Source organism: Mycobacterium sp. ENV421 (assembly GCF_002887815.1).
Classification (GTDB): Bacteria; Actinomycetota; Actinomycetes; order Mycobacteriales; family Mycobacteriaceae; genus Mycobacterium.
This window is the reverse complement of the sequence record NZ_PDHO01000029.1, coordinates 1-15,948: the sequence shown is the minus strand read 5'-3', so window position 1 is coordinate 15,948 and position 15,948 is coordinate 1. Positions and strand designations below refer to the sequence as shown.

The window sequence follows — 15,948 nt, the reverse complement described above, 5'->3', positions numbered from 1 at the left end:
CGCTCATCCACAGGATCCTTCCGTGGCGACTGGCGTTGACGCGTCGCGCCGGCGACTCTTACGTGGTGAGCAGCAGTCCGGGTGTCGTCCTCGTCCTCTCGGGCGACACCGAATTACGCGAACAAGCTGAGCGGGTCGCCGCAGCGGTGGGCTTGCGCCCGATGGCGGTTTCTGCGCCGCTCAGTCGCAAAGCGTGGTCGGCCGCCGTCGCCGTCATCCTCGATCAGGACGCCGCCAGAAGCTGCGAGCGAGACGGCCTACCCAGGCGCGACGGGGTGATTCTGGTCTGCCCGACCGACCCGCATGGACCAGTTTGGGCAGCGGCGATGGCCGTTGGCGCTCAGCAAGTTTGCACACTTCCAGCGCAAGACGCTGAGCTTGTGCGGCATCTCGCAGACGCTGCCGAGGCGGTTCGGGACGGCCCTCGCACCGGGCGGGTGATCGCCGTGACCGGCGGCCGGGGCGGCGCAGGCGCATCGACATTCGCGACGGCGCTGGCGCAGGTAGCGTCGTCATCGCTGCTGGTCGACCTCGATCCGTGGGGCGGCGGGATCGACCTCGTGATCGGAAGTGAGGCCGTGCCCGGGCTGCGGTGGCCCGATCTGAGCCTGCAGGGCGGTCGATTGGCGTGGACGGCGGTGCGGGATGCACTCCCGAGGCACCACGGTGTCAGCGTGTTGTCCGGCGATCGGCACGGCCACCAGATCGAACCAGGGGCCGTAGAGGCTGTTGTCGATGCCGGGCGACGCGGCGGAATTCTGGTGATTTGCGATCTGCCGCGGCGAATGACTGCGGCGGTCACTTCCGCACTGGACAGTGCCGACCTGGTGGTGATGATCACCAGCTGCGACGTCCGGGGCGTCGCGGCCGCTGCGGCCCTGGCGCCGGTGTTGCGCGGGACCAACCCGAACGTCGGCCTCGTGGTGCGCGGTCCGGCCCCCGGTGGATTGCGCGCCGCCGAGGCGGCCGAGTTCGCGGACCTGCCGCTTCTGGCGGCCATGCGCCCCGAGCCGATGCTTGCGGAACGTCTGGAGCGCGGTGGGCTGCGGCTGCGGCGGCGTTCTCCGCTCGGTGCGGCGGCCCGAACGGTGCTCGAGGTCCTGGCCGTCGGCGGACAGGTGCGCGTGGCATGAACGGGTCGTTCGTCGAACGGGTCCGCGAGCGACTGGCTGCCGAGTCATCGTCGTTACGGCCGGCGGCTGTCGCGGCCGCCATCCGTGCCGAATCTGGGGGAGTGCTTGGCGACACCGAGGTCCTGAACAACTTGCGGGTCCTGCAGACCGAACTCACGGGCGCCGGGCCGCTCGAGCCGTTGCTGCGTGCACCGGGAACGACCGACGTTCTGGTGACCGCCCCCGACGCGGTGTGGGTCGACGACGGCACCGGCCTGCGTTCCGCCTCGGTCCGCTTCGTCGATGAAGCCGCCGTGCGCCGGCTGGCACAGCGGCTCGCCGTGGCCGCGGGGCGACGACTGGACGACGCGCAGCCCTGGGTCGACGGACAGCTCACCGGGGTCGGAACCGGCGAGTTCTCGGTGCGTCTGCACGCCGTGCTGCCGCCGGTCGCCGTCGCGGGCACCTGCGTGTCGCTGCGGGTGTTGCGGCCCGCGACCCAGGATCTTGCCGCCCTGATCGCGGCGGGGGCGATCGCGCCGGACGCCGCCGAGCTGCTCACCGGCATCATCGACGCCCGGCTGGCGTTACTCATCTCGGGCGGTACGGGCGCAGGCAAGACGACTCTGTTGGCCGCTGTGCTCGGGGCGGTGGACGGGGGAGAGCGGATCGTGTGCGTCGAAGATGCCCCCGAACTGGCGCCGCGCCACCCCCACCTGGTGCGGCTGGTGGCGCGGGCCGCCAATGTGGAGGGCGCCGGCGAGGTCACGATGCGGCAGCTGGTCCGGCAGGCCCTGCGGATGCGGCCGGACCGGATCGTCGTCGGGGAGGTGCGCGGCGCCGAGGTCGTCGACCTGCTGACGGCTCTGAACACCGGCCACGACGGCGGGGCGGGGACCGTGCACGCCAACAGCCCGGCCGAGGTGCCGGCCCGGCTGGAAGCTCTCGCGGCCCTCGGCGGTCTGGACCGCGCGGCGTTGCACAGTCAACTGGCCGCGGCGGTGTTATCTGTAACGGGTTGTGGGGTGTGTAGGACTGTCACCCACGTGGGTTTTAGATGGGGTTTTCTCGTAGGGGACACTGTTATCTGTAACGGTGTCACCGACGTTGGCTCGCGGTGGGTGTTGCTGTGTTGCGGAGGCGGTGCAGTTCGCCGTGTGCGGTGGCGAGGGCTTGTTCGAGGGTTTTGTTCTCGGCTTTGAGTTCGGCGATCTCTGTCTGGTAGCGCTGCTTTTGGGTGCGGAGTTGTTCGCGCAAGGCGGTGACGATGCTGGATTCGGTGTCGGGCTGGGGTGTCGTGGGTGCCGGGTTGAGGGTGGGTTTGGCTGATTCGGCGTGGATCTGGTCGAGCAGGTTGCTGTGGTTGTAGACGCTTTTGCGGGAAACCCGTGCGTGTTTGGCGACGGTTTGCGGGTTGATCGTGAGCCCTTTTCGGCGCATGTCCTTGATCGCTTTGGCGATCTTGTTTTCGGTGGCGGCGTAGCGCTTCTTGGCGTGGGCGACGATCGCGTCGGTGGAGCGCGGTGTGGTCATTGCTCACCGGTGCGGGGTCGGCTGGCCTTGTCGAGGGCGGATTGGTGGGCTCCGCGGGTTTGGATCTGCAGCAGCGGCAGTCGTTTGCCTGTGCCTGGGCCGGCGACGGAGTTGTCGGCGGTGGCGGCGAGGCGGTCGATGATGGCATGCAGCGAGTCGATTTCGCGGTGTCGTTCGATGATCCAGATGTTGTCGTCACCAAGTTCGCGGCCGGCGCGTTGCCGGTATTGGTCGCGCCGTGTCGCGATGAGCGCCTCGGTCGCGGCGAGCTGGGCGCGCAGTTCGTCCAGGTGTGTGGTGTCGGTGGCGAAGTGCCCGCAGCCCAGGCAGGCGTTGCCTTTGTCGCATTGTTTGAGCGGGGGCAACAGACAGACCCCGTTGGGCAGGACGCGGTCGGTGCGGGCGGCCAGCTGGGTCATCTCGTAGATGTCGTGCGGGGTGATGTCGATGTCGGCACCGTGTGCCCCGATCTTCTTGTGTTTGAGGAATTCCGCTTCGGCGGTCGCGGCCAGCGTGGCGGCGTAGCGGGCGGTCATTTCGGGGCTTTTGTGGCCGAGGTAGCGCTGCACGACGTGGAACGGAACGCCATCGTTGAGCAGTTCGGTGGCCCGGGTGTGACGCAGCCTGTGAGTTTGGGTGAATCGCAGTGCCCGCCCGGCGCTGTCGGTGAGGGTGTGGCACTTGTCGAGTTTGTCGAGCATGGCCCGGTAGGTGGTGTAGGAGCGGGGCCGTTGCCCGCGGTGCTGATTCTTCAGCCCGAGAAACAGGTATTTGGATTGCAGCTGAGGGTATTTGGTGGTGAGCCATCGTTGTTGCTCACCGATGATGTCGACGATGGCTTGCTCGACCAGGATGGTGGGGACGATCCCGTCGACTTTGGTCTGTTGATAGCGCAGCCGCGCCACGAACGCCCCGTTGTCGGGTTCGGTGCCGACGGGCCGGTCCTGGCCCGGGATCGCCTCGAGCGGGTCGTAATCGAGCATCAAGATCTCCGAGGCCCGCCTGCCGGTGAGTGCTTGCAGCAGCCAGATCCGGGCGGCTTGGGGGTCACCGAGGCCTGCGAGGACCGAGAGGTCCCCGTCGGGGCCGGTGAGCACCACTTTCTGTTTGGGTTCTGCGGCCAAAACGTCGAGGTAGGCGAGCATGCGTTGCAGGTCGGCGGTGGAATGCCAGGTGAGTTCGCGTGCGCGGCGGCGGTGTTTGGGGGCGTTGATGGGCGACCATAACGCCGTGTGGGTCAGGGTGATGTCGCGCCAGCGTGCCGTGGCGGTGGCCGTCGCTGCCTCGGCGGCGTGGTCGTGCATGAACGTGTAGAACGACTGGGTTTGGGCTTGCAGGCTAGCGACCGTGTCGGAGGTGAGCCGCTCGGAATGGGTGGCGGCCTGCGGTGAGCGCAGGTAGTCGAGGTAGTCGAGGAACACCGTGCGCAGCTGGTCGGGGTCGGTGCTGATCAAGGGGTCTTGCAGATGACCTGCGGTGGTGGCGAAGTGGCCCAGCTGCGAGCCGAGGTTGCGGGCCCGGTCAACGACCGAGGACCAGGTGAGCAGGTCGTAGGTCAGGGCGCTGCGCAGCCAGAACCGCAGGCCTTCGCGCAGCCAGTCTGGGGTGATCCCGCGCAGCCGCACCGTCTGGTCGTGGCAGGGTTCGTGCGGGCGTTGCGGGATGCGGGGATCGGCGCGCAGATCCCAGATGTCGTGGGCCCACCACGGGGTGTCGGTGCACGATACCGACACGTTCAAGTGCAGGTGTTCGATGAGGTGGCTGATGTTGCGCCGCGATCCGGGTGAGGGCAGCCGGTTGTTGCGGCGCTGAAAGCTCAACGCGGCCTGGCGGATCAGCTCGGTGGGATCGAGCTCGGCGATACTAGTGGGCGCAGCGCCGGTGCGGGTGGTGTGCTCGGAGATGGCCGCGGGCAGGGTGCGCACCAGCCACGCCAGCAGCGACGGCTCGATCTTGCGCAGCTGCTGATCCCAGCACCACCACACCCACCAAGCGATTTCCTCGGCGAATCGCGGTGGTGCGGCGGGGGTGAAGTCGTGGGCGGCCCCGGCGCGGTTGCCCCGCAGGTAGAACTGGTTGCGCAGGAACACCTCCTGGAAGGGTGCGGTGTCGATCGGATAGACGGGCTTACGCCACTGCCCGGGCACTCGGGCCCATTGGGACTGCCAGGAACTGACCGCGACCGGGGATGAGGCCGCGCCCCGGGGCGGCGGTGGGTCCATCGGTGTGGTCACGGTGTGAGTCCTTTCCAGCCGGCCACGTAGTTGCGCCATTGGGCCAGGGTGCGCATCTCGGCGTCCTCGGTGACCCACCCGTAGGTGGAGAGGGTGGTTTGGATGTCGGCGTGGCCCAGGCGGCGCATCACCACGTGTGGGGCCGCGCCGGAGAGCAGCAGCGCGGTGGCGTGGGTGTGGCGCAGCCAGTGCGGAGACCACCCCTGTGGCAGCGCCCCGGCGGCGCGGCTGGTGACCGAATCGACTTTGGCGTAGACGGTTTCAGGACGCGTCGGCGCGAACGGTGTCCCCGCGGTCAGGTTGACGAACACGAAATGAGTGGTCAGGTCCGGCACTGCCAGATCCGCGCCGTGATCGATCAGATGCCACACGTAGGAGGAATACAGCGCCTCCAGGTCGTCACCGATATAGACCCGCCGCGGGGAGAGCGTCTTGCCGCGCGCTCCGCGGGGGTGGTCTTGGCGCGCGGCGATATCGATCCACGGGGTGCCGCCAGCGCCGATGTGGAAATCGTGGTGCCGCAACGATAATGCCTCCCCCAACCGCATCCCCGTTTCGGCCAGCACCGCGAACAACAAACGGTCGCGCAGCCCCGATGCCGGCCCGGACCACTCATGGCCGGTTTGGGTGGCGCAGCCATCGAGAATGAGCCCGACCTGGGCGGGCAGCAGCACCGGGGTGGCGGCGCGATTGCCGCGGCGCACCGTGTAAATGGGGCGGTCCTTGGCCGGCCGCGCCGCACCGACCCCGGCCAGCATCGGGATGTAACGTGACCGGCCACGTTTGCCGCGGCTGGTGTGCAGCCGCTGATACGGGCCGACGAGCCCGTGGGCGTCGGCGTGGTAGCGGTAGCAGGCCAGCACCGCCGCGGCCCGCAACGCGGTGCTGGCCGCGCCGAGCCAGCCCTCGGGGGCGCCGATGCGGGCGGTGCCCGGCAGGTCCCCGGTGCGCAGATAGGCCAGAAACTGCCCGAACAGGCTGGTGCTGATCTCACGCCAGTCGGTACCGGTGTGCTCCAGCACCGTCCACCAGGCCGCCAGCCCCGCGGCGTAGGCCTTCACCGTGTTAGGGGAGGCCTCGTCGTCGCGCAGAAACTGCAGGAACTCCTCGGCCGGGTCGATCGGCAGAAAATCCGGACCCACCACGGTGAACGTATCGGTGTCCTCGGCCAGGGCGATGCGTTGCGTGCGTGCCATCGCCGATGTCCCACGAATCCGTTCAGGCTTGCCGGCGCGACCGGAACCGCTCCGAGGCCGCCACCACCACCGTGTCACCACGGTCGGTGCCGCCCACCGGGGCCAGCGCAACATCGACCCGCGCCGGCCGCGGCGCGCTCGCCCCGCGCTGTCCGGCTAGGATGTCGGCCAGCAGATCGGCCGGGAAGATCAAATCCAATGCAGCCAGCATCTCCACCGACGTCGCGCCGTAGCAGGCCTCGACCCACTTGATCAGCAGCCGCGGCTGCTCGGGCAGGCGGGCGTCCCACCCAGGTTCGGTCTTTCCCCAGGTGCGCCCGGTCTCGGAGTTGATCCGGGTGTAGAGCTGGCGCTGCAGCATCGCCGCGCGGTGCTCATCGATCAGCTTGGATTCGCGCAGATGCATGATCAACGCGCCCAACGAAATTCCCCACTTCAACTTCACCGGCATCAGATGATTCAGGGTCGGGGCATCGGTGATCTCGGCCGCGATCGCCGCCGCCGGCGCCAAGAACTCCGACGCGAACCGCGACGCCTCGTTCTCCTGGTCATCGCTGACCTCGCCATGGCGGTGCAACACCAGATGGCCGATCTCGTGGGCGACCGTCCAGCGGCTGCGTTCCCAGGAGTCGATACTGCGCATCAACACCAGTGGGCGTTGCCGGAACTCCCCGGTCCGCGCCGAGCAGCCCAGATGCTTCTCGGTCAACCCACCGGCGGGTTCCTCGTCTTGGGTGTCCCAGTCGATGCGACCCGTGGAGCGAGAATGCTTGGTGCGCAACACCACCGGAACCCCGGCCGCTTCCAAGTCATAGGTCAGATAGCGGATCGGCTCGCACGCCTCGCGGCCCAGCCACGCCCTGGCCTTGGCCGCCGCGGTGACCACATCGGTGCCCACCGGCAACGGCTCCAGCGCCACCACGGGCCCCTTCTCCACGCCGTTGAGCTGATCGACCAGATCACCGACCACGTTGGCGAACACCGCCAAATACTCCTTCTCGGTGACCGTCGTAGCCTTGGGCGCCCGGAACAGCAGATCCCGCGCTGCGACCCGTGACACCGGTGCAGTGGTGAAAAACCGTGCCGGGAAACGCAACAACGCGACCAGCGCCTCGAACTCGAGGGCGTCCAAGGTGGCGGTCTCGGCCTGCTCCAGACGCGTCTGGCGCGGGGAACGCCACCCCATGTGCTCCATCACCGCCGTGGCGGTCATCTGCCGCAGCACCCGGGCCTGGCGGACCCGTGCGCCGAACACCTCGACCGTCATCACCGACCACCTCGTCCCCGGTAAACCCCGGCCGGTACCCCGCACTCATTTACGCGCCCGGATCCCCAGTGTCGGTGGACTTCTTGCCGAAAATCTCGTTGAAGTCCCCGTCGGGCTGGTAATCGGTGACTGCCTGCTGCTCCTCGGCCGCCGTCTTGGGCCGGATCGCCGGCGGCAACGCGGTGAACACCAGGATCCGCTCGTCGTTGGTGTTCAAGTCGGCCACCGCGGCCAGGATCGCACCCGCCACCGACGCCTTGTCCGGTGTCGGCCACCAGTAGACGATCAACTCGTATTCCTGCTCCAAGCCCGGCGGCCCCATCACCGGTTCGGCGGCACCGTCGTCGAGGAACAACTGCACCCCCGGCTTCGCCGCAGGTGTGGCCTGCGGCAGAAACAGCGCCAGACCGTCCACCACGTCGGGTGCCAGCTTGCGCACCCTGGCCATGGCCATATTCGAATCGCCAAGCCGTACCGACGTATTGGACCCCGAGGTCATCCGCAACGTGGAATCCGGGCCGCAGGACGCGCTCGTGGGCACCTCTCGCGTCGACTCGCCGGTACGGGTCAGCGCATCCATACCGTTCATCGCCAGCACGGTCGCCCGCACGTCCCCGCAGAGCATGCCCCCGGGGATCTGACGCGGGTCGGGAAACCGCCGCGCGTGCAGGGCCACCACTTCGTCGTAGGCCGCTTCGATCTCCCCGAGCAGCCGGGCGAAGGCGGAGCGATGCTGCTTCATCAGCCGCTCGACCAACTCCTGTAGGTCCATGGCTGAAATATTGCACGTCTATTCCTACATCGTCACGGAGGCGCGCCGTGTGTCGCGTGGACGATTTCTGCTGGTCAGGCACCTTCGTAGTATACATGTGTAAGAGGTGAAATGCTGTGCAAACACGGCCATTTCGACTGGTTTTAGGTGGTGCGGCGGTGTCGAATCCGCTGCAGTGAGCCGCCCCGAGCGAACCGACCCTGCGACGCTGCCGGGCGCCGAAGTCAGGGCCGCGCAGGCATCGAACACGTGTGTGAGTGTGACAGGTGAGACAGGTGTGATTGGTCAACCGGTGAGTGCGTGTCGCTCGACGCCGTCCGCATTCTCGCCGGATTCCTCGCGCCGACCGCGGATGCGCCTGGGCTTGACGTCACCGAACTCTCGGCGATCACAGCGGCTTCGGTGGTGCGACGGCAGCGCTGTTAGTAATCCCACGGCCCGGGGCCCATCATGCCCGGTCCGTACTGTCCAGGACCCCACTGTCCCGGGCCCATCATGCCTGGCCCCCACTGTCCCGGGTCCATCGTGCCCGGTCCGTATCCGCCGGGACCCATCATGCCCGGTCCGCCGTATCCGCCGGGGCCCGTCATGCCCGGTCCGTATCCGCCGGGACCCCATGGTCCGGGTCCCCAGCAATTGGGGTCCCAGCCGTTGGGTCCCCAGCACTGGTCCCATGGGCCCTGGACCGGCAGTGCGGGCCCGCTGGTCGATGAAACCCCGCCTGGGGGTTGTGCGAGGGTGGTCGTCTCGCCGCCGCTGAGCCCGATTGCGACCGATCCGGCTAGCGCGAGGATGGTCGCGGTGGTGATCGTTGCACGTCTGGTGAACATGGTTCGTCTCGCTTATTTGGGTGGGCTGGTGACGTCGAGTTCGGCATACATCCCGGCCCAGTAGTGGCCGGCGATGTTGCAGATCAGCTCGTAGCGTCCCGGGGTCAGGGTGATGGTGGTCCAGCCGGTGCCGCCAGGGCCGATGCCGTATTGGGGTGACTGTTCGTCACCTTTGTCGGCGCCGCAGGTGCGGGAGGCCTCACCTAGGCTGCCGGCCTCGTCGACCTTGCCGTCGGGACCGGTGACACGCCATCCGGGGTACTGGCCCTGTGCCAGGGGCAGCACGACGAGCTCGTGGCTCAACCCGCCGGTGTTGAGTACCCGAAACGACACCGGTCCCGCCGGAACGGAGGCCGGGGTGACGACGATGCGCATCATCCCCATGCCCGGCCATCGGTAGCCGGTTTGCCCCGGGCCATTCGGGCCGTTCCAGCCCGGCCCCATCATGCCGGGGCCCATCATGCCGCCGCGGCTCATCATGCCCGGGCCCATCATGCCGCCGGGGCCCATCATCGCTCCCATGTCGGCGAGGGTGACGTCGACCACCGCACCGGGTAGGGCGGGCGCGGAACAGGACGGCGGCGGGGCGGCCGGGTACCGCCAGGGGCCCATCATGCCCGGGCCCATCGAGCCCGGACCCCAGGCGCCTGGGGCGTTCGGGTAGGGGGCGTTGGCGACCGGTGTTTGGCGGCCGAACGGCCCGCCGGGGTGCCAGATCGCGGTGGTGGTGACCCCGAGGATCACCGATGCGATCGCGATGGCCAAGATCAGCCAGAGACGGTGGGAGCGCATCGCGGTCAACGGTGTTCACGCAGCAGGGTCATACGCCGCTGATATTCGTCTTCGTCGATCTCGCCGCGGGCGAAGCGTTCGGCGAGCAGCCCTTCCGCGCGTGCCGGCCCCGGTCCGGGCGGGTGCGCGCCGGTGTGCCGCGGACCGGTCAGGTAGCGGATGGCCAGGACCACGGCGGTGATCACCGCCGCCCAGAACAGCACCATCAGCACGGTCATCAGGATCCAGCCACCGGAGCCCATGCCGCCCCAGCCCCAGCCGTCATACATCATGGTCGTGTCCCTTTCGCCTGAAATACCAAGCCCCGCACCGGGGGCTGCTCAGGCCAGCCTGCTCGCGCAGTGCCGATGCCAGGTAGGGCCGATGGTCCTCAATGATCGGTGTCTTTCGGTATTACCAGCTAAAACACAGTATTATCGTCCAATGACGATGGATAGTGCGGGTTGTCTGGCCGGACCGGCGTCGGGTGTGGATGCGGCGGTGGCGTTGTTCCGTGGCCTCTCTGATGGCACCCGGTTGGCGATCGTGGGCCGGTTGGCTCACAGGGAGGCCCGGGTGGCCGACCTGGTTGCGGAGTTGGGGTTGGCCCAGTCGACGGTGTCGGCGCATGTGGGGTGTCTGCGCGAGTGCGGTCTGGTGGCGGGCCGTCCGCAGGGACGGCAGGTGTTCTATTCGTTGACCCGCCCGGAACTGCTCGATCTGTTGGCGGCGGCCGAAACACTGCTGGCGGCCACCGGCAACGCGGTCGCGTTGTGCCCCAATTACGGCACAGGCAGCGCATCGGGGTCTGCCTGTGAGTGACACCTGCTGCGGCCACGACGACCCCGGTGCCGAGCGCGATGAGCGCGAGCGGGGCCCGGAGAAACTGTGGCAGGTCAGCGAGATCCGGGCTGCCGCGCTGGCCGGGGTGCTGCTGCTGGCGGGTCTGATCGTGGGCTGGGCTGGCGGACCCGGGCCGGTGACGCTGGTGGCGGAGGCCGCGGCACTGGTGATCGCCGGTGTGACCTTCGTCCCGTCCACGTTGAAGCGGTTGGTGGCGGGCAAGATCGGTGTCGGCACGCTGATGACGATCGCCGCTGTCGGTGCGGTGTCCCTCGGTGAGGTCGGCGAGGCCGCGATGCTGGCGTTCTTGTTCGCGATCAGCGAAGGCCTCGAGGAGTACTCGATCACCCGCACCCGCCGGGGCTTGCGGGCGCTGCTGTCGCTGGTCCCTGCCGTCGCCACGGTGCGCCGCGGTGGGCGCGAATACCGGGTCGCCCCCACCGAACTCGCCGTGGGCGAGGTGATGGTGGTCAAACCCGGGGAGCGCATCGCCACCGACGGGGTCATCACCGCGGGCCGCAGCGCGCTGGACACCTCGGCGATCACTGGGGAGTCGGTGCCGATCGAAGCCGGCCCCGGTGATGCGGTGTTCGCCGGCTCGATCAACGGCACCGGGGTGCTCGACGTGCAGATCACCGCCACCGCCACCGACAACTCGCTGGCCCGGATCGTGGCGATTGTGGAGGCCGAGCAGGCTCGCAAGGGTTCCAGCCAACGCCTGGCCGACCGGGTCGCCAGCCCGCTGGTGCCGGCCGTCATGGTCGCCGCGGCGATCATCGCCGTGGCGGGCAGCGTGGTCGGGGATCCGCGGGTGTGGATCGAACGGGCGCTGGTGGTGCTGGTCGCGGCCTCACCGTGCGCGCTGGCGATCGCGGTGCCGGTCACCGTGGTCGCCGCGATCGGCGCCGCGAGCAAGATGGGTGTCCTCATCAAAGGCGGTGCCGCGCTGGAGGCATTGGGCCGCATCCGTGGGATCGCCCTGGACAAGACCGGCACGCTGACCCGCAACCAGCCCACCGTCATCACCGTGGTACCCGCCGACGGGGTTTCGGGCGGCGAGGTGATGGCGGTGGCCGCCGCGCTGGAGGCCCGCAGTGAACACCCGCTGGCCGCGGCCATCCTCGCCGCCACCGATCAGCTCACTCCGGCCCGCGATGTTGAATCGGTACCCGGTGCCGGGCTGTCCGGGTGGCTGGACGGGAGTCTGGTCCGGCTCGGGCGTCCCGGCTGGATCCAACCTGGCCCGCTGGCCGAGGTCATCGACCGGATGCAGCGCGCCGGGGCGACCGCGGTGCTCGTCGAACGCGACGGCGCCGTGTTGGGTGCGGTGGCGGTGCGCGACGAACTGCGACCCGAAGCCCCCGAGGTGATCGGTGGGCTGCGCGCCCACGGCTACCAGGTGGCGATGCTGACCGGGGACAACGAGCGCACCGCCCGGGCGCTGGCCGCCGACGCCGGCATCGACGACGTGCACGCTGACCTGCGGCCCGAGGACAAGGCCCGCATCATCGAGGAACTGCGCTCCCGGCGGCCCACCGCGATGGTCGGTGACGGCGTCAACGACGCCCCCGCCCTGGCCACCGCCGACCTGGGCATCGCGATGGGCGCCATGGGCACCGACGTCGCCATCGAAACCGCCGACGTCGCCCTGATGGGCCAAGACCTGCGCCACCTGCCCCAAGTGCTGTCCCACGCCCGCCGATCCCGGCGCATCATGCTGCAAAACATCGGCCTATCGTTGGCGATCATCACCATCCTGCTGCCCCTGGCCCTACTCGGTGTCCTCGGCCTGGCCGCCGTGGTGCTCGTGCACGAACTCGCCGAAATCGTCGTCATCGCCAACGGCGTCCGCGCCGGGCGCACCCAACCCCTAGCCGGGATCCCGCAACCACACGGCCGGCGGGTGAGCACCCGCCGCGCGACAGCACAGATCGGAAACGCCGCACACCGCTGAGCAGGAAAGAGACAACGATGACCAAACTGGCACTATCAACCACACTGCACACCTCCTTCGACGACGCGGTCACGCGAACCCGAAAAGCCCTGGCCGACCACGGGTTCGGGGTGCTCACCGAGATCGACGTGAAAGCCACCATGAAGGCCAAACTCGACGTCGACATGGCCGACTATCTGATCCTGGGAGCCTGCAACCCGCCCCTGGCGCATCAAGCCGTGCTCAGCGACCCCGAGATCGGGCTGCTGCTGCCCTGCAACGTCGTCGTGCGCGCCGACACCACCCACGGCAACGACACCGTCATCGTCGATGCCATCAATCCCGCGCTGATGGCCGACCTCAGCGACGCACCCGGAGTAGCACAGGTCGCCGAACAGGTCACCACCAAACTGCAAGCCGTCATCGACGCACTCGACCACACCTAACCCTCCCCCGGCCGCGTTCGCCGCGCGAACGATGACAAGTGCGTGCTGCTGGGGCGGTAGGCCACCGGCCACGCTGTTGGAGAACACCCGCAATCAAAGGCCGACCTGCACTCGTCAGGCCGGCTAATCCGATTGTCGTCGACGGCAACCCCGATCCGGAGGCGTGTTTATGCCGCTTGGATATCGCCGATGCCGTCGAATTGACCGAGCTGCTGCAGTTCGTCAACGACTGGCTCGCCTCCGACACCGGGCGCCTCGACGCATCACTGACCCACTACGTCGGTCATCCCGGCTGCACCGCCGATGAACTGCGCGCCGACCTGGACCGGTTCATCTTCCTACTCTGGCAACGACGGCGAACCACTCTTCGGACGCGCATAGCAAGAAGCACGCCGCCGATGCCCTAACGAGGTGGCTCCACCACCCTGTCGCAGCACAGCGGTAGGGGCTTGGTGCAGCCCAACCCGCGGGGTGAAAGGGCTACCGCTGAGGCGTGGTTGGGACGGCCGGAGTTGTGGTCGGCGATGGCTGCTGACCGGGGCCCATCATCCCGGGTCCCCACGATCCAGGCCCCATCATCCCGCCCGGTCCCCACGATCCAGGGCCCATCATCCCGCCGGGTCCTCCGGGGCCCATCATCCCGCCGGGTCCTCCGGGGCCCATCATCCCGCCGGGCCCCATCATCCCGCCGGGCCCCATCATCCCGCCGGGCCCCATCATCCCGCCGGGGTAAGACATTCCGCGCCCGTCGCGGTAACCGCCGCCGTACTGCTTTCCGACGAAGAACCCGGAGAAGAAGATCACCGCGACGATGAACACGACACCAGCAACGATGCCCACCCATGCCGCGCTCTGGGTGAGCCTGTTGGGACGGTCCGATCCAGGCGACAGCTCCCCGCGCCCCTGCTCGGTGGCCACCGCGGTCGGTTCAGTCCGGGATTCGGGCGTTTCGGTCATGACTCGATCATGCCGATGCCACCCAGGCGATGAATCGAAACGCCGCGTTCTTCATCGAATCTTCACTGAACCACTAGCTCACCAATACCGATCGACGATGCCCCGGATCGATCTGGAGATCATGGGCGGTCGCCATGAGCGCTACGCAGGAGCGTTCACTTCAGTGGCGCCTGACTTCTGTCGACCGCCCATTGGACAACAGATCTGTCACGCGGGGATCCAAGTCAGACCCCTGACACACGTCCTACACATGCGTACGGATTAGCAGACCTACCCGGTCGGTAGTACACATGTAACTTACGTGCCTACCAGCGGCAGCGAACGGTTTCACAGTTCCCGTTACAGATAAGGCGTTCAGGCGGTGGTGCATGTGGGTCGCCGCCGCGACGGCACACGCCGGCTCACCGAGATCGCGGTGCTGTCCCGCGCGGACGCCGGCGGCGTGCATGCGATCACGGCGTGGCATGCCGATCGGGGTTGGCAGGACGGTCGGCAACTACTCCAGACGCTGATCGACCAGCGGCGGCGTCCATGACCGGAATACCCTTTGCTGCTCTGCTTTTGGGGCTGGCGGTGCTGGCGGCACCGCCACCCCCGCGGTCGCGGTTGGGGCTGGGGCCGCGGCGGGCCGGTGCGCGGGTGCCCGCGCTGGTGGCGTCGCTTGCGGTCGTCGCCGTGGCGCTGCCGCCTGCGGTGCTGCTGGCCTCGGTGACGCTGGGTGTCACGCTGATCCACCGGCGGCGGCGCCGACTGCGGCGACAGGACCGCAGCGAGGCCGGCTCCACATTGGCCGGGGCGCTGGAGACGCTGGCCGGCGAGCTGCGAGTGGGTGCGCATCCGGTGCGCGCCTTCGCCGTCGCCGCCGGGGAGTCCGGCGGCGCCATCGGCACCGCGCTGCGGTCGGTCGCGGCCCGCGCCGGATTGGGCGCTGACGTCGGAACCGGACTGCGGGCGCTCGCTCAGTCGACATCGGTTCCCGCGCAATGGGAGCGGCTTGCGGTGTGCTGGCAACTGGCGGCCGATCACGGGCTGGCGATGGCGGCGCTGATTCGAACCGCTCACCGCGACATCGTCGAGCGGCAACGGTTCACCGCGCGGGTCGAGGCCGGCCTGGCCGGGGCGCGCGCGACCGCGGCGATCCTGGCCGGACTACCGCTGCTCGGGATCCTGCTCGGTGAGCTGATCGGTGCGCATCCGGTCGGATTTCTCCTCGGCGGCGGTGCGGGCGGCTGGCTGTTGACCGTGGGTGTGGCGCTGGTCTGCGCGGGACTGGCGTGGGCTGATCGCATCACCGATCGGCTGCTGACGTGACCACGGCCGCAGTGTTGTTGGCCGCCGCAGTGCTGCTCGCACCGGGACCGCTCGTGGTCCGTCGCCGAATAGGGTTGTCCACCAGTGCCTCTGCACCCGTCCGCCGCGCAGACGCAAGTACCGACCCGCTGGCGATCTCGTCAGCGCTCGACGTGTTCGCGGTATGCCTGGCGGGCGGAATGTCGGTGTCCGCTGCGGCCGCGGCGACGGCGCCCTCGGCACCGGATCGGCTCGGTGCGGTCTTGCGACGTGCAGCAGACCTGTTGGCGCTGGGCGCCGACGCCGACACTGCCTGGTGCCCGCAACCCGGCGAGGACAGCGATGCCCTGGCCAGGTTGGCGCGTCGGTCGGCGTCGTCGGGAAGCGCACTGGCACAGGGTGTGGCCGAACTCGCCGAGCAGTCGCGGCAAGACGCCGGCCACACCGCGGCGGCGGCGGCAGAGCGAGCCTCGGTGCTGATCGCCGGACCGCTGGGCCTGTGCTTTCTGCCGGCATTCGTCTGCCTGGGCATCGTGCCGGTGGTGGCCGGCTTGGCCGGTGACGTCTTCGCATCGGGAATTTTGTAAAGGTATCAAGGGAGGAAAATAATTGAGCAACAATATGTTTCGAAGATTGAAGGCGCGAGTGGTGCTGGCGGCGGTCGACGATGCCGGGATGTCGACGGTCGAATACGCGATCGGCACGATCGTTATCTGCACTTGAATGTCTCGTCCAGGTGTGTGCGTTCAATTCTGCAAAGGCGA

19 protein-coding genes and 1 pseudogene are annotated in these 15,948 nt (G+C 68.5%); 11 read left to right on the top strand and 9 right to left on the bottom strand.

The features are described from left to right. Window positions 1–65: 65 nt before the first annotated feature. Both ssd and CRM90_RS24270 read left to right on the top strand, forming a co-directional pair. Window positions 66–1,133 (top strand): septum site-determining protein Ssd, encoded by a 1,068-nt coding sequence (ssd, locus tag CRM90_RS24275; RefSeq protein WP_102809473.1) that lies wholly within the window; start codon window positions 66–68, stop codon window positions 1,131–1,133. Beyond that, entirely contained in the window at window positions 1,130–2,314 is a 1,185-nt protein-coding gene (locus CRM90_RS24270) for a TadA family conjugal transfer-associated ATPase (RefSeq protein ID WP_102809472.1), read from the top strand. The genes ssd and CRM90_RS24270 overlap by 4 nt, the downstream gene beginning before the upstream one ends. Here CRM90_RS24270 and CRM90_RS24265 read toward each other — a convergent pair. The 5 genes from CRM90_RS24265 to CRM90_RS24245 are packed head-to-tail and all read right to left on the bottom strand — an operon-like array spanning window position 2,211 to window position 8,114. Beyond that, the gene (locus tag CRM90_RS24265) at window positions 2,211–2,645 is read right to left on the bottom strand and encodes a DUF6262 family protein (protein WP_011782546.1); all 435 of its coding nucleotides are present in this window, start codon (window positions 2,643–2,645) and stop codon (window positions 2,211–2,213) included. The genes CRM90_RS24270 and CRM90_RS24265 overlap by 104 nt on opposite strands. Beyond that, the gene (locus CRM90_RS24260; protein ID WP_011777823.1) at window positions 2,642–4,867 is read right to left on the bottom strand and encodes a tyrosine-type recombinase/integrase; all 2,226 of its coding nucleotides are present in this window, start codon (window positions 4,865–4,867) and stop codon (window positions 2,642–2,644) included. The genes CRM90_RS24265 and CRM90_RS24260 overlap by 4 nt, the downstream gene beginning before the upstream one ends. An 8-nt stretch (window positions 4,868–4,875) precedes the next feature. Further along, window positions 4,876–6,075 (bottom strand): tyrosine-type recombinase/integrase, encoded by a 1,200-nt coding sequence (locus tag CRM90_RS24255; RefSeq protein WP_011777822.1) that lies wholly within the window; start codon window positions 6,073–6,075, stop codon window positions 4,876–4,878. 22 nt (window positions 6,076–6,097) lie between these two features. Continuing rightward, window positions 6,098–7,345 (bottom strand): ImmA/IrrE family metallo-endopeptidase, encoded by a 1,248-nt coding sequence (locus CRM90_RS24250; protein WP_308212981.1) that lies wholly within the window; start codon window positions 7,343–7,345, stop codon window positions 6,098–6,100. Window positions 7,346–7,391: 46 nt separating this feature from the next. Next, a complete protein-coding gene (locus CRM90_RS24245; RefSeq protein ID WP_011777820.1) occupies window positions 7,392–8,114 on the bottom strand; it encodes a hypothetical protein in 723 nt (240 codons plus the stop codon). Between the two features lie 300 nt (window positions 8,115–8,414). On the opposite strand from CRM90_RS24245, the gene CRM90_RS31370 reads away from it, so the two are divergent. Further along, on the top strand, window positions 8,415–8,540 hold the full coding sequence (locus tag CRM90_RS31370) for a hypothetical protein (RefSeq protein WP_279304521.1): 126 nt from the start codon (window positions 8,415–8,417) through the stop codon (window positions 8,538–8,540). On the opposite strand, the gene CRM90_RS24240 is transcribed toward CRM90_RS31370, so the two are convergent. The 3 genes from CRM90_RS24240 to CRM90_RS24230 are packed head-to-tail and all read right to left on the bottom strand — an operon-like array spanning window position 8,537 to window position 10,005. After that, window positions 8,537–8,944 (bottom strand): hypothetical protein, encoded by a 408-nt coding sequence (locus tag CRM90_RS24240; protein WP_011777819.1) that lies wholly within the window; start codon window positions 8,942–8,944, stop codon window positions 8,537–8,539. The genes CRM90_RS31370 and CRM90_RS24240 overlap by 4 nt on opposite strands. A gap of 12 nt (window positions 8,945–8,956) precedes the next feature. Further along, window positions 8,957–9,736: a hypothetical protein gene (locus CRM90_RS24235; protein WP_011777818.1), complete on the bottom strand. Its 780-nt coding sequence runs from the start codon at window positions 9,734–9,736 to the stop codon at window positions 8,957–8,959. A gap of 5 nt (window positions 9,737–9,741) precedes the next feature. Beyond that, window positions 9,742–10,005, bottom strand: a complete 264-nt coding sequence (locus tag CRM90_RS24230; protein WP_011777817.1) for an SHOCT domain-containing protein — start codon at window positions 10,003–10,005, stop codon at window positions 9,742–9,744. A gap of 154 nt (window positions 10,006–10,159) precedes the next feature. On the opposite strand from CRM90_RS24230, the gene CRM90_RS24225 reads away from it, so the two are divergent. The 4 genes from CRM90_RS24225 to CRM90_RS31070 all read left to right on the top strand — a co-directional run bounded on the left by CRM90_RS24225 (window position 10,160) and on the right by CRM90_RS31070 (window position 13,344). Further along, on the top strand, window positions 10,160–10,537 hold the full coding sequence (locus CRM90_RS24225) for an ArsR/SmtB family transcription factor (protein ID WP_011782545.1): 378 nt from the start codon (window positions 10,160–10,162) through the stop codon (window positions 10,535–10,537). Further along, window positions 10,530–12,512 (top strand): heavy metal translocating P-type ATPase, encoded by a 1,983-nt coding sequence (locus tag CRM90_RS24220; protein WP_011777815.1) that lies wholly within the window; start codon window positions 10,530–10,532, stop codon window positions 12,510–12,512. Before CRM90_RS24225 ends, CRM90_RS24220 begins: the two co-directional genes overlap by 8 nt. A gap of 17 nt (window positions 12,513–12,529) precedes the next feature. Beyond that, window positions 12,530–12,937: a DUF302 domain-containing protein gene (locus tag CRM90_RS24215; protein ID WP_011777814.1), complete on the top strand. Its 408-nt coding sequence runs from the start codon at window positions 12,530–12,532 to the stop codon at window positions 12,935–12,937. 176 nt (window positions 12,938–13,113) lie between these two features. Then, window positions 13,114–13,344, top strand: a complete 231-nt coding sequence (locus CRM90_RS31070) for a hypothetical protein (RefSeq protein WP_233209490.1) — start codon at window positions 13,114–13,116, stop codon at window positions 13,342–13,344. A gap of 73 nt (window positions 13,345–13,417) precedes the next feature. Here the strand turns inward: CRM90_RS31070 and CRM90_RS24205 are convergent, their stop codons facing one another. Beyond that, window positions 13,418–13,894, bottom strand: a complete 477-nt coding sequence (locus tag CRM90_RS24205; RefSeq protein ID WP_011777812.1) for a hypothetical protein — start codon at window positions 13,892–13,894, stop codon at window positions 13,418–13,420. A 370-nt stretch (window positions 13,895–14,264) separates the two neighbouring features. Here CRM90_RS24205 and CRM90_RS24200 point away from each other — a divergent pair, with 370 nt between their 5' ends. The 4 genes and pseudogenes from CRM90_RS24200 to CRM90_RS24185 all read left to right on the top strand — a co-directional run. Then, window positions 14,265–14,429: a conjugal transfer protein TrbB gene (locus CRM90_RS24200; protein ID WP_142391441.1), complete on the top strand. Its 165-nt coding sequence runs from the start codon at window positions 14,265–14,267 to the stop codon at window positions 14,427–14,429. Then, window positions 14,426–15,205 carry a type II secretion system F family protein gene (locus CRM90_RS24195; RefSeq protein ID WP_102809470.1) on the top strand — a complete coding sequence of 260 codons (780 nt, stop codon included), beginning with the start codon at window positions 14,426–14,428 and terminating at the stop codon, window positions 15,203–15,205. The genes CRM90_RS24200 and CRM90_RS24195 overlap by 4 nt, the downstream gene beginning before the upstream one ends. Next, window positions 15,202–15,771 (top strand): type II secretion system F family protein, encoded by a 570-nt coding sequence (locus CRM90_RS24190; protein ID WP_199190032.1) that lies wholly within the window; start codon window positions 15,202–15,204, stop codon window positions 15,769–15,771. Before CRM90_RS24195 ends, CRM90_RS24190 begins: the two co-directional genes overlap by 4 nt. Before the next feature lie 34 nt (window positions 15,772–15,805). After that, window positions 15,806–15,892: pseudogene (locus CRM90_RS24185) on the top strand (DUF4244 domain-containing protein); the annotation flags it as partial. Window positions 15,893–15,948: the final 56 nt, after the last annotated feature.

Coding starts and splice junctions, on each gene's coding strand:
- CRM90_RS24255 (WP_011777822.1), bottom strand. CDS start 6,075: ATGGCACGCACGCAACGCATCGCCCTGGCCGAGGACACCGATACGTTC.
- CRM90_RS24235 (WP_011777818.1), bottom strand. CDS start 9,736: ATGCGCTCCCACCGTCTCTGGCTGATCTTGGCCATCGCGATCGCATCG.
- CRM90_RS24195 (WP_102809470.1), top strand. CDS start 14,426: ATGACCGGAATACCCTTTGCTGCTCTGCTTTTGGGGCTGGCGGTGCTG.
- CRM90_RS24205 (WP_011777812.1), bottom strand. CDS start 13,894: ATGACCGAAACGCCCGAATCCCGGACTGAACCGACCGCGGTGGCCACC.
- CRM90_RS24225 (WP_011782545.1), top strand. CDS start 10,160: ATGACGATGGATAGTGCGGGTTGTCTGGCCGGACCGGCGTCGGGTGTG.
- CRM90_RS24215 (WP_011777814.1), top strand. CDS start 12,530: ATGACCAAACTGGCACTATCAACCACACTGCACACCTCCTTCGACGAC.
- CRM90_RS24265 (WP_011782546.1), bottom strand. CDS start 2,645: ATGACCACACCGCGCTCCACCGACGCGATCGTCGCCCACGCCAAGAAG.
- CRM90_RS24240 (WP_011777819.1), bottom strand. CDS start 8,944: ATGTTCACCAGACGTGCAACGATCACCACCGCGACCATCCTCGCGCTA.
- CRM90_RS24260 (WP_011777823.1), bottom strand. CDS start 4,867: ATGGACCCACCGCCGCCCCGGGGCGCGGCCTCATCCCCGGTCGCGGTC.
- CRM90_RS24230 (WP_011777817.1), bottom strand. CDS start 10,005: ATGTATGACGGCTGGGGCTGGGGCGGCATGGGCTCCGGTGGCTGGATC.
- CRM90_RS24245 (WP_011777820.1), bottom strand. CDS start 8,114: ATGGACCTACAGGAGTTGGTCGAGCGGCTGATGAAGCAGCATCGCTCC.
- CRM90_RS24270 (WP_102809472.1), top strand. CDS start 1,130: ATGAACGGGTCGTTCGTCGAACGGGTCCGCGAGCGACTGGCTGCCGAG.